The 24,354-nt window shown below is 60.8% G+C and carries 21 protein-coding genes; 9 read left to right on the top strand and 12 right to left on the bottom strand.

Features of this window, described 5'->3' with window-relative positions; genetic code table 11:
- Positions 1–13: 13 nt before the first annotated feature.
- The 4 genes from K6M89_RS22775 to K6M89_RS22790 all read right to left on the bottom strand — a co-directional run bounded on the left by K6M89_RS22775 (position 14) and on the right by K6M89_RS22790 (position 4,159).
- Positions 14–1,096 carry an ABC transporter ATP-binding protein gene (locus K6M89_RS22775; protein ID WP_222141081.1) on the bottom strand — a complete coding sequence of 361 codons (1,083 nt, stop codon included), beginning with the start codon at positions 1,094–1,096 and terminating at the stop codon, positions 14–16.
- A gap of 12 nt (positions 1,097–1,108) precedes the next feature.
- Complete coding sequence (locus K6M89_RS22780) at positions 1,109–1,945, bottom strand: carbohydrate ABC transporter permease (protein ID WP_097583274.1); 837 nt, start codon at positions 1,943–1,945, stop codon at positions 1,109–1,111.
- On the bottom strand, positions 1,942–2,802 hold the full coding sequence (locus tag K6M89_RS22785; protein WP_222141082.1) for a carbohydrate ABC transporter permease: 861 nt from the start codon (positions 2,800–2,802) through the stop codon (positions 1,942–1,944). Before K6M89_RS22785 ends, K6M89_RS22780 begins: the two co-directional genes overlap by 4 nt.
- 82 nt (positions 2,803–2,884) lie before the next feature.
- Positions 2,885–4,159 carry an ABC transporter substrate-binding protein gene (locus K6M89_RS22790; RefSeq protein WP_222141083.1) on the bottom strand — a complete coding sequence of 425 codons (1,275 nt, stop codon included), beginning with the start codon at positions 4,157–4,159 and terminating at the stop codon, positions 2,885–2,887.
- 86 nt (positions 4,160–4,245) lie between these two features.
- Between K6M89_RS22790 and K6M89_RS22795 the strand changes: the two genes are divergently transcribed.
- The gene (locus K6M89_RS22795; protein WP_222141084.1) at positions 4,246–5,166 is read left to right on the top strand and encodes a helix-turn-helix domain-containing protein; all 921 of its coding nucleotides are present in this window, start codon (positions 4,246–4,248) and stop codon (positions 5,164–5,166) included.
- Between the two features lie 35 nt (positions 5,167–5,201).
- On the opposite strand, the gene K6M89_RS22800 is transcribed toward K6M89_RS22795, so the two are convergent.
- Positions 5,202–5,597, bottom strand: coding sequence for a VOC family protein (locus K6M89_RS22800; protein ID WP_222141138.1), 396 nt, complete (start codon positions 5,595–5,597; stop codon positions 5,202–5,204).
- Between the two features lie 154 nt (positions 5,598–5,751).
- Between K6M89_RS22800 and K6M89_RS22805 the strand changes: the two genes are divergently transcribed.
- Positions 5,752–6,261 (top strand): GNAT family N-acetyltransferase, encoded by a 510-nt coding sequence (locus tag K6M89_RS22805; protein ID WP_097583265.1) that lies wholly within the window; start codon positions 5,752–5,754, stop codon positions 6,259–6,261.
- Between the two features lie 68 nt (positions 6,262–6,329).
- Here the strand turns inward: K6M89_RS22805 and K6M89_RS22810 are convergent, their stop codons facing one another.
- Entirely contained in the window at positions 6,330–7,424 is a 1,095-nt protein-coding gene (locus K6M89_RS22810) for a Gfo/Idh/MocA family protein (protein WP_222141085.1), read from the bottom strand.
- A 10-nt stretch (positions 7,425–7,434) separates the two neighbouring features.
- Positions 7,435–8,445: a Gfo/Idh/MocA family protein gene (locus K6M89_RS22815; RefSeq protein WP_097583262.1), complete on the bottom strand. Its 1,011-nt coding sequence runs from the start codon at positions 8,443–8,445 to the stop codon at positions 7,435–7,437.
- Between the two features lie 364 nt (positions 8,446–8,809).
- On the opposite strand from K6M89_RS22815, the gene K6M89_RS22820 reads away from it, so the two are divergent.
- Positions 8,810–9,970, top strand: coding sequence for a fumarylacetoacetate hydrolase family protein (locus K6M89_RS22820; protein WP_222141086.1), 1,161 nt, complete (start codon positions 8,810–8,812; stop codon positions 9,968–9,970).
- 1 nt (position 9,971) lies between these two features.
- On the opposite strand, the gene scpA is transcribed toward K6M89_RS22820, so the two are convergent.
- The 5 genes from scpA to K6M89_RS22845 form a co-directional block, all read right to left on the bottom strand.
- Complete coding sequence (gene scpA / locus K6M89_RS22825) at positions 9,972–12,110, bottom strand: methylmalonyl-CoA mutase (RefSeq protein ID WP_222141087.1); 2,139 nt, start codon at positions 12,108–12,110, stop codon at positions 9,972–9,974.
- A 129-nt stretch (positions 12,111–12,239) separates the two neighbouring features.
- The gene (locus K6M89_RS22830; protein WP_097583259.1) at positions 12,240–12,893 is read right to left on the bottom strand and encodes a methionine ABC transporter permease; all 654 of its coding nucleotides are present in this window, start codon (positions 12,891–12,893) and stop codon (positions 12,240–12,242) included.
- On the bottom strand, positions 12,874–13,962 hold the full coding sequence (locus tag K6M89_RS22835) for a methionine ABC transporter ATP-binding protein (protein ID WP_222141088.1): 1,089 nt from the start codon (positions 13,960–13,962) through the stop codon (positions 12,874–12,876). Before K6M89_RS22835 ends, K6M89_RS22830 begins: the two co-directional genes overlap by 20 nt.
- Positions 13,963–14,052: 90 nt before the next feature.
- A complete protein-coding gene (locus K6M89_RS22840; RefSeq protein WP_222141089.1) occupies positions 14,053–14,892 on the bottom strand; it encodes a MetQ/NlpA family lipoprotein in 840 nt (279 codons plus the stop codon).
- A 346-nt stretch (positions 14,893–15,238) separates the two neighbouring features.
- The gene (locus tag K6M89_RS22845; protein WP_222141090.1) at positions 15,239–16,441 is read right to left on the bottom strand and encodes an MFS transporter; all 1,203 of its coding nucleotides are present in this window, start codon (positions 16,439–16,441) and stop codon (positions 15,239–15,241) included.
- 349 nt (positions 16,442–16,790) lie between these two features.
- Between K6M89_RS22845 and K6M89_RS22850 the strand changes: the two genes are divergently transcribed.
- The 6 genes from K6M89_RS22850 (at position 16,791) to K6M89_RS22875 (ending at position 24,354) form a co-directional block, all read left to right on the top strand.
- Positions 16,791–17,249, top strand: a complete 459-nt coding sequence (locus tag K6M89_RS22850; protein ID WP_097583252.1) for a helix-turn-helix domain-containing protein — start codon at positions 16,791–16,793, stop codon at positions 17,247–17,249.
- A 401-nt stretch (positions 17,250–17,650) separates the two neighbouring features.
- The gene (gene repA, locus K6M89_RS22855) at positions 17,651–18,865 is read left to right on the top strand and encodes a plasmid partitioning protein RepA (RefSeq protein WP_222141091.1); all 1,215 of its coding nucleotides are present in this window, start codon (positions 17,651–17,653) and stop codon (positions 18,863–18,865) included.
- Between the two features lie 42 nt (positions 18,866–18,907).
- Positions 18,908–19,957, top strand: coding sequence for a plasmid partitioning protein RepB (repB, locus tag K6M89_RS22860; protein WP_222141092.1), 1,050 nt, complete (start codon positions 18,908–18,910; stop codon positions 19,955–19,957).
- A gap of 149 nt (positions 19,958–20,106) precedes the next feature.
- Positions 20,107–21,432, top strand: a complete 1,326-nt coding sequence (repC, locus tag K6M89_RS22865; protein ID WP_222141093.1) for a plasmid replication protein RepC — start codon at positions 20,107–20,109, stop codon at positions 21,430–21,432.
- 238 nt (positions 21,433–21,670) lie between these two features.
- Entirely contained in the window at positions 21,671–22,237 is a 567-nt protein-coding gene (locus K6M89_RS22870) for a sugar transferase (protein WP_097583245.1), read from the top strand.
- Positions 22,238–22,359: 122 nt separating this feature from the next.
- Complete coding sequence (locus tag K6M89_RS22875; protein ID WP_222141094.1) at positions 22,360–24,354, top strand: UDP-2-N-acetyl-D-glucosamine 4,6-dehydratase WreV; 1,995 nt, start codon at positions 22,360–22,362, stop codon at positions 24,352–24,354.

A 24,354-nucleotide genomic window follows, 5' to 3' on the forward strand; every position in this document is an offset into this window, starting at 1 on the left:
CCTTGGGAGGGGTTTAACGAAGCCGTTTGCCGGCGCCGTCGAAAAGGAATGTGTGGCTTGCGGGAAGGCCGACGGTCAGCGTCTCGCGGTTGCCGGCGACGCGCGATTCCGGCCGCTCGATGATCAGCTGCTCGCTGCCGATGGCGGCATAGATGTAGCTGGTATTGCCGAGATGTTCGGCGACGTCGACCGCGACGGTGAGATCGGCATCGCCCGCGCCGGCATCGACGAAATGTTCGGGCCGGATGCCGAGCGTCACCTTCGTGCCGGCTTCGATGGGTTCGGTGACGGGCAGCGGCAAGCGCATATTGGCGTCGGTTTCCAGCGCGATGACCGCCCTGCCCGGCTGCGTTTCGACCACCATCGCTTTCAGGAAATTCATCTTCGGCGAGCCGACGAAGCCGGCGACGAACTGGTTGGCGGGATCGTCGTAGAGATCGAGCGGGGCGCCGATCTGCTCGATATTGCCGGCGCGCAGCACGACGATCCTGTCGGCGAGCGTCATCGCTTCCGTCTGGTCGTGGGTGACGTAGATCATCGTCGTGCCGAGCTGTTTGTGCAGCCTCGAGATTTCGACGCGCATCTGCACGCGCAGTTCCGCGTCGAGGTTCGACAGCGGCTCGTCGAACAGGAAGACCTCCGGCTCGCGGACGATGGCGCGGCCGATTGCGACGCGCTGGCGCTGGCCGCCGGAAAGCTGCTTCGGCCGCCGCTTCATCAGCTCGGTGATCTGCAGGATTTCGGCGACATGGCGCACGCGCCGCTCGGTATCGGCCTTCGGATTGCCGTTCATCCGCAGGCCGAAGCTCAGATTTTCCTCGACGGTCAGGTGCGGATACAGCGCATAGGACTGGAAGACCATGGCGATGCCGCGATCGGCCGGCTCGACGTCGTTGACGACCCTGCCGCCGATCTGAAGTTCGCCCGAGGTGATATCCTCAAGACCGGCGATCATCCTGAGCAGCGTGGACTTGCCGCAGCCGGACGGGCCGACGAAGACGACGAATTCGCCATCCTTCACCTCCAGATTGGCGCCGTGGATGATCTCAAAGCCGCCGAAGCGTTTGACTATGTTGCTGAGTGAAAGCTCTGCCATGCGGCCTCCCGACTATTTAATTGCGCCGGCCGCGATGCCGGCGATGAAATGGCGCTGAAGAGCCACGAAGATGACGAGGATCGGCGCCGTCAGCAGCACCGCGCCGGCCATGATGCCGCCCCAGGAGACCTTGGTGAGGCCGATCAGCGTTCCCAATGCCACCGGCGCCGTCATCATGCCTGGCCTGGAATTGATCAGCAGCGGCCAGAGGTAATTGTTCCACGAGTGCAGGAAGAGAATGATCGCCAATGCCGCCATGGTCGGGCGCGCCAGCGGCAAGGCGATGCGCAGGAAAATCTGCCATTCCTTGACGCCTTCGACCCGGGCCGCATCGAAAAGCTCGCCCGGCATCATCGAGAAGGATTGCCGCATGAACAGCACGCCGAGCGAATTGAACAGCGGCGGCACGATCAGCGCCACCCAGGTGTTTGCCAGCTTGAACTCGCGCGCCACCATGATGAATTGCGGGATGACGACCACGGAGAAGGGCAGCGTGATCGTACCGAGGATGATAGCGATGACGACGGTGCGGCCGACGAAACGGTAACGTGCCAGTGCCCAGCCGGCCATCGAAGTCAGCAGCACCGAAAGCACCGTATAGATGAGTGCCACGCCGATGGAGATCACCATGGCCCCGATGAAATCAGTATCGGCCTGCAGGTTCTTGAAATTCTCGACGAAGTTGGTCGATGGCCACAGCACGATGTCAGGGCTGAAGATGCCGTTGTCGGGCATCGTGGAGAAGACGAACATCATCCAGAGCGGAAACAGCCAGATTATCGCAAGCGGCGCCAGTGCGGCATGCAACGCGATCTGGCGCAGCAGAAGGGATTGCGATTTGGATTTCATTTCGGATCCCTCCCGACCCAGAGATTGAGAAGCGAGATCGCCACGGCAAGGGCAGCCATAGTATAGGCGATCGCCGAGGCATAACCGAAGTTCAGCGCGGTGAAACCCTGGCGATAAAGGAAGAGGCCGAGCGTCTCCGTGCCGCCGCCCGGGCCGCCGCGATTGGTGATGAGGAAGGGCTCGGTGAAAAGCTGCATGGTGCCGATCACCGAAAGCACCACACAGAAGAGGATGATCGGTTTCAACAGCGGCAGGGTGATATGAAAGAACTGCTGTACCTTGCTCACTCGGTCGAGCGTCGCTGCCTCGTAGACATCGTCGGGAATGGCCTGCAGGCCGGCGAGGATGATGATGGCATTATAGCCGGCCCAGCGCCATGTGACGGCGAGGATGATCACGGCCATCGCCGCATTGGCATTGTCGAACCAGGATATCGGGCTGAAACCGATGGCCGAAATCATCTTGTTGATGACGCCGAAATCGAGGCTGAACATCAGTCGGAACACGGCTGCGTAAGCGACCTCTCCGACGACAACCGGCGCAAAGAAGGCGAAGCGGAAAAGCGGGCGCGCTTTCAACAGCGGCGAATTGAGCATGACGGCCATGACCGTCGCCAGCGCGATCATGACCGGCACCTGGATCACCAGGATGATCAGCGTGTTGTAAAGAGCGTTATAGAAGGCCGGATCATAAAAGAGCCGGCCCCAATTGGCCTGGAAACTGTATTTCCACGGATTGATGCGCGTGTTCTGAAAGGAAATCAGGAACGAATTGATGATCGGCCAGACCCAGAAGGTGGCGAAAACAAGCAGATAAGGGGCGAGGAACGCATAAGCGCTCCGGGTTCTGAACGGCATCAAGCCTCCTCCTTACGAACGAACGAATGACCGGCCGTAGCAAGCCGGAGGCCGGGCGCTTGAAACGCCCGGCACTCGTCACTCATTGCGCGATCGGAAGACCGGTCGCCGAAGCGATCTGGTTGGCGGCGTCGTCGAGAGCCGCCTTTGCATCGGGGTAGCCGCCGGCGAAGAACTTCGCCTGCGTTGCCCTGAAGATGCCTTCGGCATCGCTCTGGAAGGCGGTGCCGCGGCTCGGCACGATCTTCGGCAGCGTCGCCAGGATATCTGCCCAGACCTTCTGCCCGCCCCAATAGGGCTGCGCCTCGTTGACGAAAGGATCCTTCTCGGCCGAAAGCAGCGACGGCACCAGGCCGAATTCCTTCAGCATGGTCACCTGCCCCTCGTTGGTGCCGAGGGCATAGTTGACAAACTTCCAGGCCGCTTCCTTATTTGCGGACGCTGCCGAAATGGCGAGCGACGAACCGCCGAGATTAGCCGCGTGCGGGCCGTCGGCCGTCAGGCTCGGCATCCTGTAGACGCCCCACTTGCCCTTGAGATCGGGAGAGGTCGAACGCACGGTGCCTTCATACCAGCCGCCATAGAGCTGGCTTGCCGCCTTGCCGGCGGTATTGGCCTGGATCTTCTCGTCCCAGTTGGCGGCCGTCAGCGTGCCGGCATCCTTCATCTCCTTCACCTTTTGCAGCGAAGCGACGCAGGCCGGCTGGTTGATGGTGATATTCTGGCCGTCGGTCGAGAAGTAGCCGCAGCCCTGCTCGTTGGCGATCATGCGGAACCATTCGCTGTCCCCGTTGAAATCGGCCTGCGCCATAACGACACCGGGATTGGCGGCCGAGATCTTCTTGCCGGCGGCGATGAAATCGTCCCAGGTGCTGATGGTGCTCGGATCGACGCCGGCCTTTTCATAGAGATCGCGGCGGTAGAAGACGGCGACGGGACCGGAATCCCAGGGCATGGCATAGGCAACATCGCCGACCTCGAGCTCGGTGCGCTTGAAGTCGGGGAACTTCGCCTGAATATCGGCGGTGTAACCGAGCTCCTTCAGATTGGCGAAGCAATCCGGGAAGCGGCTCCAGAAGATTTCAGCTTCGAAATTCTCGATGCTGACGATGTCGGGCAAGCCTTCGCCGCCGGCAGCGCAGGCAGCCAGCGTCTTGTCGAAAACCTGGCTGTTGCCGAGGTCCTCGACCGTGACCTTGATATCGGGAAACTCTTTGTTGAAGCCCGGCAGCGTGGACTTCAATGCCGATGCGGCGACATTCCAGCTCCAGATGGTGAGATTGGCCGGTTCTGCAAAGGCAGAGCCGGAAGCAAGCAGTGCGACAGCTGCTGTCGCAGCGAGAAGTTTGAAGCGCATTGAAAATCCTCCCTTTTCAATTGCCGATCTTTCACGAACGCGGTTAGACTATCCGCAAGGGAGCGGCTGTCTCCTAAAAAGGGAACATGGATTTGGCGGAAAGTAAGGTCGGTACGCGTGCAATCTATCAGCCCGGCGCAAGCAGCATCGAGGGTTCGCCGACGGCGCTGCAGATGTTTCATGCCCACCCGCCCGTCATGGCCATGCCGCACTGGCACGCGCAGGTCGAGGTCAATTATGTGATTCGCGGCACCGTGCACTACCGCATGAACGATCACGAATTCCGGCTGAACGCCGGCCAGATGTGCCTTTTCTGGGGTGGCCAGCCGCATCAGATGGATGAATCCTCGGATGATTCGCTCTATGCCGGGGCCCATCTGCCGCTGGTCTATTTCTTCCGGCTGCGTCTGCCGATCAGCATTTCCAGCCGGCTGATGAAGGGCGAGACGCTGCTGACGTCGGCGACCGATGCCGCCGACAGAGAAAACTTCGCCCGCTGGGTCCGCTACGCCAATTCAGGCGATTCCGCCAAGGCCCAGCACGCCGTCGACGAACTGCTGCTGCGCATCGAGCGCATTGCGCTCGAACCCTACTCGATGGCGACGTCGAAGACGACCACCAGCCTTGAAGGCGACCAGCCGCATCCGCATTCCTCGCGCAGCGTCGCGCGCATGTGCGATTTCATCGCTGCCAATTTCCTGCAGGACATCGATTCGGTCGACATCGCCCGCGCCGCCGACCTGCATCCGAAATATGCGATGAACCTGTTCAAGCGATCGACCGGCATGACGCTCAGCAAATATGTGACGCTGCTCAGGCTGTCGCGCGCTCAGGCGATGCTGATGAGCGAGGGCGCCAATGTTCTGCAGGTGGCGATGGACAGCGGTTTCGGCTCGATCAGCGCCTTCAACAAATCCTTCCGCCATATCGCAGGCATGTCGCCGTCCGATTTCCGGCGCGATATCAGGCTGGTGACGACGATGCCCGCCGGCGCCTTCCGCAATTAAATCATGTCCGCCTCGGCTAGCTTGCAAGCGCCGCGTTATCTTTTTTCAGCGAGTTCTATCTGAATTCCATCGGGATCGCGCAGAAAAGCGACCTTGTGCAGCACTTCGACGTTAACAGCCAGACGCGGCCGTTCTTTGATCTCGACGCCGGTTCTTTCGAGGCGAGCGAAGGTCTCCGCGACATTTTCGAACAGGAAGGTCAGGTGGCGCAGGCCGGCCGTATCATCCGGCACATCCACCGCCCTCGCCGCACCACCCGCCGGCGCAACAATTTCAAGCATGCCGCCACCAGCGTCGAGAAAGGCGACCTCAGAGCCATCGGCCATCATCTTGCGCAGATGCAGGCGCAGGCCGAGCAGGCCGCAATAGAACTCGACCGTGCGGTCCATATCGCTGACCGTCATGCCGACATGCTCGAAGGATTTTAGCATGGGTGCTTCTTTCTGTTTCGATTGCGAGAAATTACATCGACGGCTTGGAATTTCAAGGGTGAGCGAAGATTGCTCGAGGCGACAGACGGGTGGCTTGTGCTCCATCGCGGCCATCGGCTACGCTGCCGATCCAGAGATGGAGAGACCGAAAGCAATGCATATTCGAAGAGCGGTACCTGCCGACGCGGAGGAACTGTGCGGTCTCCTGAACGAGATCATCCTGGCCGGCGGAACAACCGCGCTCGAGACGCCGCTTACGGCCGCGGAATTCGCAGACTGGTTCATCGACGGCGAGTTTCCCCTTGTCTGCCATGTAGCCGAGCATGATCGGTCGCTTGTTGGCTTTCAGTCGTTGAGCGTGTACGGCGATCCGCCGAAGGGTTATGCCGATATCGCAACATTTGCCCGCATGAGCCCGAGGATTTCCGGCGCCGGCAGCGCCCTTTTTCCAGCGACGCGGGCTGCAGCCGAAGAGCTCGGGCTCGAATTCATCAATGCGACCATTCGTGCCGACAATGTCGGCGGTCTTGCTTACTACGCAAAGATGGGCTTCGAGCCCTATGACAGGCTTATCCAGGTTCCACTGTTGGACGGGACGCCCGTCGATCGGGTCAAGAAGCGTTTCAAGGTGGATGCCAAGCCCAGTCCGGCATCCCCCGTTTGACCGTTCGAAGGCCCCATCGGAAGGCCCCACGTCCCTAGCCCTTTTTTAACGCCGCTCCCCTGCTTTGCTCACAGGCCAGCAGCCGCGCGCTGTTCCTCCGGAAGCCAGGAGCGGTAGAGCGGGTGATCGGCGGCGATCGGCATCGGCGTCGGCTTGCCGGTGCGCTGCGAGAAATAGGCGGCCGTCACCAGTTCCAGCGAATTGCGGGCATCCTGCAATGTGACCGGCGGATCCGTGTCCTCGACGATCGCCCGGTGGAACAGCTCGAACTGGCGGGTATAGCCGTCCTCGCCGGGCACGTAGGCGGCCAGCGCCGCGTCGATCCGCGCCTGATGTTCCTCCGTTCCGGCGGTAAAGACCCAGGGATCGCGGCCCATCGTATAGGGTTCGAGAATGCTTTCAGCGACAAGATCGCTGAAGCAGAAACGCAGCCGCGAGATCTCCTTGCGCGAGCCGAGCGTCATCGACAGCGTCGCCAGAGAACCGTTCTGCATCTTCACCGAAAGCGCTGCCGTATCCTCGACCTCGATCGGGTTGACCAGGGTGGCGCCATAGGAAAACACCTCGGCACAGGGGCCATGCACGTAATTCAGCATGTCATGGGCGTGGATCGCGTGGCCGAGGAGGCCGCCGCCGAGCTCGGTCGCCCATTTGCCGCGCCACGGCACGGCGTAATAATCCGGGCCGCGCCACCAATGGGTCTCGATCGTCGTCAGGAACGGTTTGCCGGCCAGGCCGCGTTCGATCAGCAGCTTCAGCTTCTGCAAGCCGGAGCCGTAGCGATACTGAAAGATCGGCATCAGCTTCCTGCCGGGGAAACGGGCGAGGATGCGCTCCATCTCGTCGACCTCGGCAATCGAGCCGAAGAGCGGCTTCTCGCAGATTACGTGCTTGCCGGATTCGATGCCCTTGCGGCAAAGCTCGAAATGCGAGCTCGGCGGCGTCGAAATATCGATGATGTCGAGATCGTCGCGGGCAAACAGCGAATCCGCATCCTGCGTATATTCATCGATGCCGAACTCCTCGCACAGCGCTTTGCCGCGGTCCTCGTCGAGCGAGCAGAGTACGGGAACGTCGAAAAGTTCCTTGTTCCAGCCGAAGCCGGTCAGATGCCGCGCGGCAATCCCTGCGCCGATGACGCCGACTCGCAATTTCCTGGTCATGTTTTCCTCCTCAGCGAGCGCCGATACGCGCGGCTCTCGTCTGGGCTTCGAGCGAAAGGCGGCAGACTTCGAACACGTGGTCCTGCGTCATCGCCGTCTGCGTGCGGTTGGCTACATCGGCGGTGAAAGCATCGAAATAATCGAGTTTCTCGCCGCTGCAATCGATATGGGTCATCTCCTTGCCGTTGACGAGGAAGAGATGATCCTTGCCCGGCCGGCCGGCAATATCGATATATTTGCGCAGTTCGATATAACCCTCGGTGCCGAGGATGGTGAGGCGTCCGTCGCCCCAGGTCGGCAGCGCCTCCGGGGTGAACCAGTCGACGCGGACATAACCTGCCGCTCTGTCGGAGCGCAGCAGCACTTCGCCGAAATCCTGGAAGGCCGGCTTGTCGGGCATGCCGAAATTGCCGATCGAGCTTGCGATGACCTCGCCTGAGGTCGAGCCGGTATAGAACAGGAACTGGTCGACTTGATGCGAGGCGATGTCGACGATGATACCGCCGAAGGCTTCCGGATCGAAGAACCAGTCCGGCCGGGTCGGCAGCTGCAGCCGATGCGGGCCGACGCCGAGCGTCTGGATCACCTTGCCGATCGCGCCGTCGGCGACGAGCTTGCCGGCCTTGACGGCGGAGCGCACGCAGTGGCGCTCGGAAAAGCAGATCGAGAAAATCTTGCCGGTTTCGGCAACGGTGCGCTTAACCTCCTCGAGCTGGGCGAAGGTCGTCACACCAGGCTTATCGGTCATCACGTCCTTGCCCGCTTTCATCGCCCGGATGGCAAGCCCGGCGCGGTCGCGCGGGATCGCGGCAATGCAGATGACGTCGATCGACGGATCGTCGAACAGCTTCTCCCGATCGATCTGCGGCGCATCGGGATAGGTCTTCTCGAAGGCTTCGCGCAATGCCGGCACCGAGGTCTGCGGGCAATAGCCGACGAACTCGCCGCCAGCGGCAAGCAATCCCTTCACATGATCGAATGTATGCCCATGGTCGATTCCGACGACGGCAAATCTCAACATCGCTGCAATATCCTCCCGGGATTTTCTGAGCGCCGGCTGAGGCCGGCACCTCCATGTCGGGCAAAACAGATATCGAAACTTGCCTCCTGTCAAGGCGAGATCGAGGCTGAAAGTGCGTATCGATATATGTAAATATCTGAAATTAAATAGATATTTTGTATCTAAATAGTTATTTACTGACTTCCGACACCGTGTTGCCGACAAGTCGCTCATTCGATCCGATTGGACGAAAGTCTTTTTCTCCAGGATGTCTTGCCCCGTCTGCGTGAATGTGATCGATTTCCGCCACCGCCGGCTCGGAGGGCGGCAACGACCTCGAAGATATTCAAAGAGTGCTCCCGCTTACCTGTGACGGAGGATCACCATGTCTCATCCCCTTCTCGATGCTGCTGCTTCGGCTGGGCTTTTTGTCGGCCGCGTCTGGAGCCCCGAGACTGCCGGCCCGAGCATCGTCACGCTTCGCGAGGGGATGCTGGTCGACATTACCTCGCGCGAAGCGCCGACGCTGAGCGCCCTGCTTGAAAAACAGGATGCCGCCGGCTTCGTCCGCGCCGCAAAGGGCAAGGCGGTCGGTTCCTTGGAGGAAGTCGCCGGCAACAGTATGGGAACGCCGGATAAGGCGCGTCCCTATCTGCTGGCCCCCGCCGACCTGCAGGCGGTCAAGGCCTGCGGCGTCACCTTCGCCCAGTCGATGATCGAGCGCGTCATCGAGGAGAAGGCGGCCGGCAATCCCGATCGCGCCGCCTCGATCCGCGAGCGCGTCAGCACGTTGATCGGCGGCAGTCTCACCAATCTCAAGGCCGGTTCGCCGGAGGCCGCCAAGGTCAAGCAGGCCCTGATCGACGAAGGCATGTGGTCGCAATATCTCGAGGTCGGCATAGGTCCCGACGCCGAGGTCTTCACCAAGGCGCCGGTGCTGTCCTCGGTCGGCTGGGGTGCTGATGTCGGCCTGCATCCGATCTCGACCTGGAACAATCCCGAGCCGGAAATCGTGCTCGCGGTCAACAGCCGCGGCGAGATCAAGGGAGCGACGCTCGGTAACGACGTCAATCTGCGCGACGTCGAGGGCCGTTCGGCGCTCTTGCTCGGCAAGGCCAAGGACAACAACGCTTCCTGCGCGATTGGTCCCTTCATCCGCCTGTTCGATGCCGGTTACAGGCTGGATGACGTGCGCAAGGCGGAACTCGACCTCAAGGTCACCGGTCGCGATGGCTTCGTGCTCAACGGCAAAAGTTCGATGTCGCAGATCAGCCGCGATCCGACCGATCTCGTCAAACAGACGCTCGGCCCCCATCATCAATATCCCGATGGTTTCATGCTCTTTCTCGGCACGCTGTTTGCGCCGACGCAGGATCGCGACGCACCGAAGCAGGGTTTCACGCACAAGATCGGCGATGTCGTCGAGATCTCCTCGGCCGAGCTCGGCGCGCTCGTCAACACCGTTCGCCTCTCCACCGAATGCCCGCCCTGGACCTTCGGCATTTCGGCGCTGATGAGCAACCTGGCGAAGCGCGGATTGCTGTAAGCTACTGGTTCCGCCGCCTGCCCTGCAGCAGGTCGAGGACGGAGTTTGCCGCCTCGAGGACGTTGGTGCCCGGACCGAATACGGCCGCAACGCCGTGTTCGTGCAGGAATTCATAGTCCTGCCGCGGAATGACGCCGCCGCAGACGACGATGATGTCGCCGCCACCCTTCTCCTTCAGCCTGTCGATCAATTGCGGCAGCAGCGTCCTGTGGCCCGCCGCCAGCGACGACACGCCGACGACATTGACCTTCTCGTCAAGCGCCATGTCGACTGCCTCGTCCGGCGTCTGGAAAAGCGGGCCGGCAAGCACATCGAAGCCGATATCGCCGAAGGCCGAGGCGATCACCTTGGCGCCACGGTCATGCCCGTCCTGGCCGAGCTTGGCGACCATGATCTTCGGCCGCTGGCCCATCGCTTCCGTGACCTCTGCCATGCGGGTCTTCAGCACCACGAGTTCCGGCTCGTTGTCATAGGCCTCGCCATAGACGCCTTTGATGACGGCAGGTGTGGCGGCATGGTCGCCGAAGGCATCGCGCATGGCATCGGAGATTTCGCCGACGGTGGCACGGGCTCGCGCCGCCTCGATCGCGGCTTCGAGCAGGTTGCCCCTGCCGCTGCGCGCCACTTCCGAAAGGGTGGCCAACGTCTCGCGCACGGCATTGCCGTCGCGCCGCCGCCTGGTCTCCTCGATCCGTCTGATCTGGGCGTCGCGGACGGCGCTGTTGTCGATCTTCAGAATGTCGATCTGCTGCTCGTTGTCGAGCCTGTAGCGGTTGACGCCGACGATGACCTCCTCGCCCTTGTCGACGGCGGCCTGACGGCGCGCGGCCGCTTCCTCGATCAGCCGCTTCGGCAGGCCGTCATTGACGGCTTTCGTCATGCCGCCGAGTGCTTCCACCTCCTCGATCAGCGCCCAGGCCTTATCGGCAAGCTCCTTCGTCAGGCTCTCGACGTAATAGGAGCCGGCAAGCGGGTCGACCACCTTGGTGACGCCGGTTTCGTGGCTTAGGATGAGCTGGGTGTTGCGAGCGATGCGGGCGGAAAATTCCGTCGGCAGCGCGATCGCCTCGTCGAAGGAATTCGTGTGCAGCGATTGCGTGCCGCCGAGCACGGCCGACATAGCCTCGAAGGCGGTGCGGATGATGTTGTTATAGGGATCCTGCTCCTGCAGCGAGACGCCGGAGGTCTGGCAATGGGTGCGCAGCATCAGCGAGGACGCCTTCTTCGGCTCGAACTCCTCCATGATCCGGCTCCAGAGCAGCCGGGCGGCGCGCAGCTTCGCCGCCTCCATGAAGAAGTTCATGCCGATCGCGAAGAAGAAGGAGAGCCGTCCGGCAAAATCATCGACGTTGAGGCCCTTAGCGATCGCCGCCCTGACATATTCGCGACCGTCGGCCAGCGTGAAGGCGAGCTCCTGCACCAGCGTCGCGCCGGCCTCGTGCATGTGATAGCCGGAGATCGAGATCGAGTTGAATTTCGGCATCTCCCTTGCCGTATATTCGATGATGTCGGCAACGATCCGCATCGAAGGCTTAGGCGGATAGATATAGGTGTTGCGGACCATGAACTCCTTGAGGATATCATTCTGGATGGTGCCTGAAAGGTCGGCTCTCGGCACCCCCTGCTCCTCGCCGGCGACGATAAAGGAGGCGAGGATCGGGATGACGGCGCCGTTCATCGTCATCGACACAGACATTTCTCCGAGCGGAATGCCGTCGAACAGGATCTTCATGTCCTCGACGCTGTCGATTGCCACACCCGCCTTTCCGACATCCCCTTCGACGCGGGGATGATCGCTGTCATAACCGCGATGGGTGGCGAGATCGAAGGCAACCGACAGGCCCTTCTGGCCGGCGGCCAGATTGCGGCGGTAGAAGGCGTTCGATTCCTCTGCCGTCGAGAAGCCGGCATATTGACGGATCGTCCATGGCCGGCCGGCATACATCGTGGCGCGCGGGCCGCGGGTAAACGGCGAAAAGCCGGGAAGCGAGCCGAGGTGGGCGGCGCCTTCGAGATCCTCGGCCGTATAGAGCGGCTTGACGGCAATGCCTTCCGGCGTCTGCCAGGTCAGCGTTTCCGGCGAAGCACGCAGCTCCTTCTGCGCAAGCTCCGCCCAATCCGACAGCGTCTTCTTCGTCATGCCTTCCTCCGGCTCTTTCATTGCACCTTATCATTTCATAGGCGCACAATGCGATAAAGCCTTAGGACGTTGAACGCAGCAAAGCATCGATCGCCTGCCGCTCATCCGCCGCGAGTTTGCGGGGCCGACCTATTTGTGGTCCAGCTTGGCGACCAGCCGGTCGCCGAGCCACTGAATGCCGCAGACGAGGATGACAAGCACGGCCACCACCGCGATCATCACATTGGTTTCGAAGCGCTGGTAGCCATAGCGAATGGCGAGGTCGCCGAGGCCGCCGGCGCCGATTGCGCCCGCCATGGCCGAGGCGCCGATCAGCGTCACCAGAGTGACGGTGAAGCCGGCGACGATGCCGGGCAGCGCTTCGGGCACCAGTACTTCGCGCACGATGGTCCAGCGATTGCCGCCCATGGCGCGCACCGCATCGATCAGCCCGCGGTCGACCTCGCGCAGCGACACTTCGGCGATGCGGGCGTAATAGGGCGTCGCAGCGATGGCGAGTGGCACGATGGCCGCCCATGTGCCAAGCGCCGTGCCGACGATCAGCCGCGTCAGTGGGATCAGCGCCACCAGCAGGATGATGAAGGGCACCGAACGGAAGCCGTTGATCACAGCGCCGAGCACACGATTGATCCAGAGATTTTCAGCAATGCCGCCGCGTGCCGTGACGACGAGGGCAAGGCCGAGCGGCAGACCGGCGACGAGCGAGATCACGCCGGAGGCGACGGTCATCAGGACCGTCTCCCAAAGCGAGCGGATCAGCAGTTCAAACATGATCGGCGTCATAACCAAGCACCTCCACCCGGGCGGACCGGGCCGTCAGAAATTGTTCGACCTTGCCGGCAAGCGCAGGGTCGCGCGTGGGAACGGCGATGAAGAACCGCGCCACCGGCTGGTTCTGGATATGGTCGATGCCGCCATGGACGAGGCGGAAGGAATGCGGCAGCGCCGCCGACAGCTCGGCAAACAGCGCGCCTTGTGCTTCAGGCCCGGCCAGATCGACACTGAGGATCGCCTCGCTGCCAGATGTCGCAGACAGCCGGCCGGCAATATGATCGGGAAGCTGCGGGCGGATGCCGCCGAGCAGGCTGCGGGTGATCGCTTGCTGCGGATTGGCAAAGACCGACCAGACTTGGCCCTCCTCGACGATCCGCCCGGCATCGATGACGGCGACGCGATCGGCAATGCCGCGCACCACTTCCATCTCGTGCGTGATCAGCAGAATGGTCAGGCCGAGTTTGCGGTTGATATCTTTGAGCAAGGACAGGATCGACCGGGTCGTCTCGGGATCGAGCGCCGAGGTCGCCTCGTCGGACAGCAGCAGCGCCGGGCGTGCCGCGAGCGCGCGAGCGATGCCGACGCGTTGTTTCTGGCCGCCGGAGAGCGAGGCGGGATAGGCCTTCGCCTTGTCGGCAAGCCCGACGAGCTCGAGCAGCTCACGCGCCCGCCGCAGGCGCTCGGCCTTGGCAACGCCTTCAATCTTCAGCGGCAGCGCGACATTGTCTTCGACGGTCTTGGCGGAAAGCAGGTTGAAGTGCTGGAAGATCATGCCGATGCGGCGGCGCAGCGGCTGCAGTTCCTGTTCTTGAAGCCCGGTGATATCGCGGCCTTCAATACGGATCTCGCCGCTGTCGGCGCGCTCCAGGCCGTTCAGGCAGCGGATCAGCGTCGACTTGCCGGCGCCGCTGCGGCCGATGATGCCGACGATCTCGCCCTTCTTCACGCTCAGCGAAATACCGTCGAGTGCCGCCGTGGCTCCGAACCGCCGCTTCACGTCGACAAGCCTTACCACTTCTTCGGCCGTTGCTGCTTGCGGCTGCGGCGCGATTGTCGTGGCTGAAACAAAGGAATTCATCTGCTTTTTCCTTAAAAACGCCAAAGGCGGTCCTGGCAAGAAACGCCCGGACCGCCTATCGGCAGGCCTTAACCCCGACCGAGTTGCTGATCAGTAGGCGCTGAGACCCGTCCCCTTATAGACCTTGTCGAATTCGGCCTTGACGGTGTCGTTCTGATAAGACGACACAAGCGTCTTGACCCAGTCCGCATCCTTGTTCTCGTCCTTGACGGCGATGAAATTGCGGTATGGATTATCGGCGACCGGCTCCTGCGCGATACGTTCGGCCGGAGAAAGGCCGCTCTTCAAAGCCCAATCGGTGTTGACGACACCGGCATCGAGATCATCGATCGAACGGCCGACGATGCCGGCATCGAGCTCCTTGATCTCGATCTTCTTCGGATTGTCGCTGACGTCGGCGACGGTGGCGAGAATGCCGGTGCCGTCCTTCAGCTTGATCAGGCCTTCGCTCTGAAGAACGCGCAATGCCCGCCCTTCGTTCGATGGATCGTTCGGGACGCCGATGACCGCCCCTTCCGGGATTTCGGCGACGGACTTGTATTTCTTGCTGTAGAGGCCGATCGGCCAGACCCCGGTATAGCCGGCGCGGACGATATGATAGCCGTGCTGCTGGATCTGGTTATCGAGATAGGGCTGATGCTGGAAGGCGTTGGCGTCGATCTCGCCCTGCTCCAGAGCTTCGTTCGGCTGCGTGTAGTCGTTGAAGACGACGGTCTCGATTTTGAGGCCTTTCTTGGCCGCCTCGCTCGTGACGACACGCCAGATGTCCTCCTCTTCGCCGGACATGATGCCGACCTTGATCGACTTGTCCTCGGCGAAGGAGGGAGCGGGTGCTGCAAAGGTAAAAAGCGCGGCAGCGGAAACGGCGGCGGCGGCAAGAACCGTCCGGCGCGCAAGCTGTAGTCCGTGAAGTTTTTTGTTGTTGGTCATTATTACATCCCGTCTGACTGAATGAGGCCGAACGCCCCGAGCAGGCTGAGCATGGCAAATGTGCGGATCAGGGGCGAAGCACGAAAGTCTGATGTGAAGGAAGAGCCTGAAAAACTCTTGCCCTGCCTTCAATATCGGCAGGATAAATTTTCCATCAAATTTATGGATTAATTGCGGCCCTTAAGCATGTCCTAAAGAATGAAGGCGGCGCTTGAGGGGCGCGCTCGCCGAGATCGTGATGGCGCAGCGCCTATCCAAGCGTGGGGTGACATCAGGGTAAAGCCATGCCAATCCTCCCCATCCAGATGCGGAGGAAATCTTCGCATTGGTTGCGGACTATATAGCCTCAGGCCGGTTTCTGCTTCGGGATGCGCGGCAGGAAGATCGTCAGCAGGCCGAGCAACGGCAGGTAGGAGCAGATGCGGTAGACGAAGTCGATGCCGTGTGTATCGGCAAAATCACCGAGCAGCGCCGCACCAAGCCCCCCTGCCCCGAACGCGAAGCCGAAGAAGACGCCGGCAATCAGCCCGACGCGGCCGGGCACCAGCTCCTGAGCAAAAACGACGATCGCCGAAAACGCTGAAGCGAAGATCAGGCCGATGACGACGCTGAGCACACCCGTCCAGAGAAGATTCGCATAGGGCAGCAGCAATGCGAAGGGGATGACGCCGAGGATCGAAAACCAGATGACGAAACGGGCACCGAAGCGATCGCCGATCGGTCCGCCGAGGAAAGTGCCGACGGCAACCGAGCCGAGGAACAGGAAGAGCATCAGCTGCGCCTGCTGCACGCTGAGTTCGAATTTGTCGATGACATAGAAGGTGAAGTAGCTGGAGACGCTCGCCATGTAGACATTCTTCGTTGCCGTCAGCAGCACGAGGATCAGCAGTGCCCAGACGACCCTGTTCTGCGGCAGCGGCAGGGTTCGATTGACGGCAGCTCTGCTGGCGTTCTGGCGCCTATGGCTCATGTACCAATTGCCCACCCAGCTCAGCACGATCATGCCGACCATGGCGATGGCGGCAAACCAAGAGACGCTGTGCTGGCCGAGGGGCAGCACGATGAAGGCGACGAGCAGCGGACCGATCGCTTGGCCGGCATTGCCACCGACCTGGAAAAAGGACTGCGCAAAACCGTGGCGACCGCCGGAGGCAAGACGGGCAACACGCGAGGATTCCGGGTGGAAGACCGCCGAACCGAAGCCGATCAGGCTTGCTGCTACCAGCAGCAGTGCGAAACTGCCGGCGTTGCCGAGCAGAATAAGGCCACAAAAGGTGCTCGCCATGCCGACTGGCAGAGAATAGGGCATCGGCCAGCGATCGGTGACGATGCCGACCGCCGGCTGCAGCAGAGAGGCGGTGACCTGAAATGTCATGGTAAGAAGGCCGATCTGCACGAAGTCCAGATCGTAATTCGCCTTGAACAGCGGGTAGAGCGAGGCGAGCAGCGACTGCATGATGTCGTTCAGCATATGGCAGAAGCTGACTGCCATCAGAATAGACATCGTCGTTTTTTCGAAACGGGGCGCGCCTTCGGCAACGGTTGCCATCAATATTCTCCTGAACGGGCACGATCAGTGCCGTGCTGCGTCGTTTTCGATGGATTTGCGGCGATCGGGGCTGGCAAGACTGTCGAGCGACGGTCGCTGAGAAGCATTTAACCCACGCCTGGCAGCAATCGCCAGCCCGGTTTCTCCGGGATTGGTACGGCTTTTGTTCGATTTGCCTTCTGTCGAGCAGGTTCATGCGCTCGCCGGTCTTTTCGATGGGGGTTTTCATATCACAGTCAGCCGGGATCATCGCATATGTGGTATGCTATATGAAAACAACCATGGAAAACCGCTCAGAGGGGCACTACAGCTGCGCCGATTGAAATGCGATCGAGGCTGACAATACGCAATGAATGTCAAGACACCGAATGCCATAGACAGCTATGTCGGAGCGCGCATCAGAACGCGCCGGCAGCTGCTCGGAATGAGCCAGGAGCGGCTTGCCGAGCAGATCGGCGTAACCTTTCAGCAGGTTCAGAAATACGAAAAGGGCATCAATCGCATCGGCGCGAGTCGTTTGCAGCGGATCGCTGAGGTGCTTCATACCTCACCGAGCTTCTTTTTCGAGCAGGGCGACTCCCAGCCATTGGCGGTGCGGGGGCTGGATGGACCGGACCATACCGATCCGGTTGCCGAATTCCTGCGAACCAAAGAGGGACTGGTGCTCAATCGCGCCTTTCTGAAGATCGCCGATCCCGAAATCCGTAAATCGATCATCGCACTGGTCACGGCGATGGGGCAGGCGGAAAGCCGTGGTCTGACCGTGGCGGCCTCCGTCGCAGATAGCTCCCATCCGCTCGGAGAGTAACCGGACAGACCGGCAATTCTCGTGTGAGTTCAGATCTGAGTCATTTGCCGCGCTGCGGCTGACCGACCAGACTCGGGGCGCCTTGCTGCCGGCACGCGGCGCTCAATCGTCGCCGAGGGGCCGGGCTTGCGGCTGCGGGCTTGTGTCAAAGGGTTCGTATGCTCGATATGCGATTCCGCTACAATGCCGTTGTTGCAGCTTGGTCTCGTCCGATTCGGCCTCTGAATGCGCGATTGCCGCACCCGCCGGCGACACGCGCGCCTGGGCAAGTGCTTGAAAAAGATTGGACAACCTCTTGATAGGGTCTTGTTAACCCTATTTGCCTTGCCACTCCTCCAGAATCGGCGCTAAATGCGGTTTCAAAGCACGTAGAGCTTTTAAATCGCATTTTCGAGATTTCCATGAATGTGGCACCGCAGATAGAAAAAGCAATTTCCGATGTCGACCAGCTGATCATCGGTCAGGCGCAGGAACTATCCGATAAGCTGAAGCAGCATCGGCTCGAAATGTTTCCGCCGCGCGCGCTGAAGGGGCTCCGGGAATTTCAGCTTGCCGAAGTGGCGCGGTTTCTCGGCGTGACCAGCGGCTATCTTCGCAATCTGTCGCTGGAAGGCAAGGGCGCCCTCCCCCAGGTTACGCCGTCGGGCCGTCGCTCCTACACGGCGGAACAGATGGAAGAGATGCGCGGCTTCCTCGAGCACAATGCACGCGCCGGAACACATTATGTGCGCCATCGCCGCGGCCACGAACATCTGCAGGTCGTCGCGGTTGTCAACTTCAAGGGCGGCAGCGGCAAGACGACGAGTGCGGCGCATCTTGCCCAGCACCTTGCCCTGACGGGTCACCGCGTCCTCGCCGTCGATCTCGACCCGCAGGCGTCCCTCTCGGCCATCCACGGCTTTCAGCCGGAGTTCGACGTCAACGAGAACGAGACGCTCTACGCCGCCATTCGCTACGACGATCGGCGGAGGCCGCTGCGGGAGGTGATCCGCCCGACCAATTTCCCGAACCTTCATTTGGTGCCGGGCAACCTCGAGCTGATGGAATTCGAGCATGACACGCCGCGGGTCCTCGCTCAGGGCAAGGCAGGCGACTATGGACGCGTGTTCTTCGCCCGGCTGGACGAAGCGCTTTCTTCGGTCGCCGACGAATACGACGTCGTCATCATCGACTGCCCTCCCCAGCTCGGCTTTTTGACCATGAGCGCCATTTGCGGCGCGACGGCGGTCCTGATCACCGTTCATCCGCAGATGCTCGATGTCATGTCGATGTGCCAGTTCCTGCAGATGCTTGGTGAAGTGCTGAACACGCTGAAGGGCGCCGGCGGCAACATGAACCTCGACTGGCTGCGTTATCTCGTGACCCGCTACGATCCGCAGGATGGGCCGCAGACACAGATGGTCGCCTTCATGCGGTCGATGTTCAAAAACCACGTGCTCACCAATCCGATGTTGCGCAGCGTGGCGATTTCAGATGCGGCGATGACCAACCAGACACTTTACGAGGTCGAGCGAAGTCAGTTTACCCGGGCGACCTATGACCGCGCCATGGAGGCAATGGATGCGGTCAACACCGAAATTGTCGATCTGATCCACAAGGCGTGGGGGCGGAAATGACCAGGAAGTTTACTGCGGTAAACCGGGGCGGGGAGATGGCTGATGGCGCGTAAAAATCTCCTCTCCGGCCTGATGGACGACTCCAAGAAGTTTACTGCGGTAAACAATGAGGATGAGCCGACCCATCGCGATGAGAGACAGCACATCACCTATAAAGGGATCGGCGCTCTCGGGGCCGTCACCCGCAGCATTGATGCGCTGGCTGCGAAGGCTGATGCAGCCAAGGTGATCGAGGAGCAATTGGCGAGCGGCGAGACTGTGGTCGATCTCGATCCCGCGCTGATCGAAGATTCCTTCGTGACGGATCGGTTGGTCCATACCGACGAGCAGTTCCGCGAACTGGTCGAGGCGATTCGCCTGCGCGGCCAGGATTCGCCGATCCTCGTTCGCCCGCATCCCGAGAAAGACGGCCGATATCAGATCGCCTTCGGGCATCGCCGCGCCCGCGCTGCAAAAGAGCTCGGCCGACCCGTCCGCGCGGTGGTCAAGAAGCTCGACGATCGCGACCACGTCATTGCTCAGGGACAGGAGAATTCGGCGCGCGCCGATTTGTCCTTCATCGAGAGGACGATGTTTGCCGACAGGCTCGATACGCTGGGCTTCGACCGGGAAACGATCATGTCGGCCCTCAGCGCCGACAAGACCACGGTTTCCAAGATGCTGTCCGTCACCAAACGGATTCCAGCCGAAGTCCTGGTTGCGATCGGCGCGGCCAAGACCACCGGCCGCGACCGCTGGCATGATCTGTCGGTGAAGTTCGAGACTGAAAACATCGCCGCCCGGGCGATCGAGTTTACCAGGTCGGTGGAGTTCGAGACGGCGGAGCCGGACGCCCGCTTCGACATGCTCGTTGCCTTCATCACCAGGAAACATCAAGCCTCGTCCACCGCCGCGCTTCAGCCCGTGGCCCACGCCTGGCAGCGCAAGGACGGAGCCGTCAAGGCGAAGATCAAGGATGATGGAAGGCAGTTCACCATCGCGCTGAAGGCGGAAAAGGCATCTGCCTTTGGAGCCTACATCGCCAGCAATCTGGATCGCCTCTACGAGGCGTTCGAGAAGACACAGGATTCGACGAAGAACGGAGATCAATAAGCAAAAGAAAAGGCCCCCGAACGTTGCCGTCGCGGAAGCCCTCTCTGATCTAGACACCCAGAGAATCACATTTCCGCGAATCATAGTCAAGAGTCTTTGGCACCGAATTTGGTGAGCCGCGATCTTTTGCCTTGAAGAAGGCGAAGAAAATGGAAACCGGAAATGTGACGACGCCCTTCGGGCGGCGGCCGATGACGTTTGGCATGTTGGCAAGCCAGGCGGCGGCTCGAAAAATCGAGCCCGGTCAATCGATCGACAAATGGAGACTCTACCGCGCCCTGTGCGAGGCCAAGCCGCTGCTCGGCATCACCGACCGGGCGCTTGCCATCCTCAACGCCCTGCTGAGCTTTTATCCCAAAGGAGAGCTCTCCGAGGAAAATGGGCTTGTCGTATTCCCGTCCAACGCCCAGCTCTCCCTGCGCGCGCATGGCATGGCGGAGCAGACGATCCGCCGCCACCTGGCGAGCCTGATCGAGGCCGGACTGCTGATCCGCAAGGATAGCCCGAACGGCAAGCGCTATGCCCGCAAGGAGCAGGGCGGGGACATCCGCGAGGCATTCGGTTTCTCGTTGGCGCCGCTGCTCGCGCGCGCCGACGAGATCGAGCGGCTGGCGGCGGAGGTGGCGGCCGAACGGCTGCATCTGCAGCGGCTCAGAGAGCGCCTGACGCTATGCCGTCGCGACATTGCCAAGCTCATCGAGATGGCGCTGGAAGAGGGGGTCGCCGGCGACTGGGGCCGGATCCACCTGCATTTCCGCGATGTCGTCGAGCGACTGCCACGCTCGCCATCCGCTGCACAGATCACCGCGGCGCTCGACGAACTGGAACTGCTGCGCGAGGAAATCACCAATCAGTTGGAAATGCAGGAAGAAACACAAAATCAAAGCGGCAATGCCCCACATTATGAGCGGCACATACAGAATTCAAACCCACACTCCATTACTGAACTTGAACCAAGCTTCGAAACGAAGCAGGGGGCAACGGCGGACGACCGATCGGCAGGTCGGGCCGAACCGTCAGCCCGAATGCAGGAAGGGAAAGGGACGAACGGCCATGTCCAGGCGGCCAGACCTGCCTCCGTTGGCAGCGGCGCGCTCAAATCCTTCCCTCTGGGACTGGTGTTGCAGGCCTGCCCCGAGATCGCGGCCTACGGACCGCAGGGCTCGATCGGCTCCTGGCGCGATCTGATGACCGCGGCTGTGGTCGTTCGTTCGATGCTCGGTGTCAGCCCGTCGGCCTACGAACAGGCCTGTGAGATCATGGGGCCGGAAAATGCGGCCACCGTCATGGCTTGCGTCCTTGAAAGGGCAGGGCACATCAACTCCGCCGGCGGCTATCTCCGCGACTTGACGCGCCGTGCCGAAAGAGGAGAGTTTGCCATTGGCCCGATGTTGATGGCCCTTGCCCGCACCAATGTACCGGGGCAAGACGGGATGAGATTCCGAGCAGCCTTTGCCGCGCGAATTTATGGTTAACGAAGTGTGACGGAACTAAAGAGTAAGATAGCTTCTCATTGGCGCCTTCTCTCTTTGCTATCATGAGGTTAGATATTTCCTGCTGGCAGTGCGAGGGAGGGAGCTGGGTCGCTGATCGGCGGGGCGTTCCATGAAGGAAACGACGCCCACTGGAGTTGACGCGAAACGCCTTTTTGACGATACAGCGCGGTGGGGCGTATGGCGAAATCCCCATGAGGCGATGGAACAAGTGCGGAGCATGGGTTTGAAACGGGCGGCCGATTTTCTTCTGGCTGTGATCGCGTCGGTCATCCTGCTGGTTCCGATCCTTGTCGTCGCTCTATGTGTCCGGCTGACTTCGACGGGGCCAATCCTCTACTGGTCAAAACGTGTCGGCCGCTTCAATCAGATCTTCCTGATGCCGAAATTTCGCAGCATGCGCGTCGACACGCCGACGGTTGCCACACATCTGCTCGAGAATCCCGATCGGTTTCTGACACCCATCGGTTCGTTTCTGCGCAAATCGAGCCTCGACGAACTGCCGCAGATCTGGTGCATTCTAGGCGGCAGGATGAGCTTCGTCGGGCCTCGGCCGGCGCTCTACAATCAGTATGATCTGATCGAGTTGCGGACGGCTAACGGCGTCGACACGCTCCTGCCCGGCTTGACGGGATGGGCGCAGATCAACGGCCGCGACGAGTTGCCGATTCCGGAGAAGGTGAAATTCGACGTCGAATATCTCAAGCGGCGGTCAATCGGCTTCGACATGCGCATCCTGTTTCTGACCGCAGAGAAGGTCATCCGCCGTAAGGGCATACGGCATTAACGCACCTACTTCTGATAGATAAGCGGTGCGGAAGGCCTTGATTTCCGATTATTTCAGTTGCGCTCGTTGCAGAAAGCGACAAGAAGGTGGTTGTCTATTGATCCACGAGACGCTGGTTAGCAATGCCTGAAAATACCCCCACTGAGACGCCGCGCTCAAGATGGTTCTTAGTGCCGATGCAAGCGCTCGTCGCGCCTTTGCTGGCGATGCCGCGGGTTGCCAAACGCGCTCTGGCTTTGCTGGTGGATTCCAGCTTTTGTGTTCTGACGATCTGGCTGGCCTATTGCTTCCGGCTGAACGAATGGACGGTGCTGACCGGCGTGCAGTGGCTGCCGGTCTTCGTTTCGCTGTGCATGGCTCTTCCCATCTTCATCGTCATGGGTATGTATCGGGCGATTTTCCGTTATGCCAATCTGGCGGCGTTCATTACCGTTTTGAAGGCGATTGCCATCTACGGCTTCGCCTTCATGACGATATTTACCGCTCTCAGCGTTCCGGGTGTTCCGAGAACCGTCGGCATTCTCCAGCCGTTCCTGCTGTTGATTGCGATCGGGCTGTCGAGGTTGGGTATCCGCTATTGGCTCGGGGATGCCTACCAGCGGATCCTTCACCAGAATATGCTTGCCAAGGTGCTGATCTACGGCGCAGGCAAGGCCGGGCGGCAACTGGCGGCTGCCCTGACGAACAGTGCCGAGCTTAATGTCGTCGGCTACCTGGATGATGATCCACGCCTCAAGGGCGGCGTCATGGGGGGCTTGCCGATCTATGACCCTTCGGATCTTCCGGTGCTTGCCGAAGCGCTCGGCGTGCACAATGTGCTTCTTGCTCTCCCGTCCGCATCGCGGCAGCGTCGCAACGAAATCCTGGAGCATATCCGCAAGGCCAGGGTGAATGTCCGCACCTTGCCGGATCTGACGGCACTCGCTCAGGGACGTGTCGCCGTCTCCGACATTCGAGAGCTGGAGATCGAAGATCTGCTCGGCAGAGAAGCGGTCGCGCCGCGGCAGGAGTTGCTCGACAAGGCGATGCGCAACAAGGTGGTGATGGTCACCGGCGCCGGCGGCTCGATCGGCGGCGAGTTATGCCGCCAGATTCTGCGCAACGAGCCTTCCAGCCTGATCCTCCTCGATCAGAACGAGTTCGCGCTTTATAATATCCATGCCGAATTGCGGAAGCTGGCCGAACTGTACAATCATGAAAATCTGCAGATCGTCCCGATCCTCTGTTCCGTCCGCGATCAGGACCGCATCGAGCATATCATGCAGAGCTGGCGGCCTCAGACGCTCTATCATGCCGCCGCCTACAAGCATGTGCCGCTGGTCGAACACAATGCTGTGGAGGGCATCAAGAACAACGTCATGGGGACGCTGATCACCGCACGCGCGGCGAACAAATGCGGCGTCTCGAATTTCGTGCTGATCAGCACGGATAAGGCCGTGCGTCCGACAAATGTGATGGGCGCCAGCAAGAGGCTGGCGGAGATGGTTCTGCAGGCGCTCGCCGCGGAATCGGCCGTTGACAGAATGCGCACGAATTTCTCCATGGTCCGGTTCGGAAACGTACTCGGTTCCTCCGGATCCGTCGTGCCGCTGTTCCGGCAGCAGATCAAGGACGGCGGGCCGGTTACCCTGACGCACCCGAAAATAACCCGCTACTTCATGACCATTTCGGAGGCCTCGCAACTGGTCATTCAGGCGGGCGCCATGGCCGAGGGCGGGGATGTTTTCCTGCTCGACATGGGCGAGCCCGTCCGCATCGCAGACCTCGCCCGCAAGATGGTCGAGCTTTCGGGATTGACCGTCCGCGACGAGGATAATCCCGAAGGGGACATCGAGCTTTCCGTTACCGGCCTGAGGCCCGGCGAGAAGCTTTATGAAGAACTGTTGATCGGGGATAACCCTGAGACAACCGAACATCCCCGGATTATGAAGGCGCGCGAGGATTTCCTGTTCTGGCCGGAGCTTTCGAAGAAGCTCAGCTTGCTCAATGCGGCATTGGATCGAAACGATATGGTCGCGGCACGCGCGACCTTGGCAGAACTCGTCTCCGGCTATTCCTCAACCGGTGAGGTTTCGGATCTTGCCTTCACCAGCGCCGAAACCGTTCCGGCGGCCTGA

This window comes from Rhizobium croatiense (assembly GCF_019793465.1).
In the GTDB taxonomy this organism is placed as follows: Bacteria; Pseudomonadota; Alphaproteobacteria; order Rhizobiales; family Rhizobiaceae; genus Rhizobium; species Rhizobium croatiense.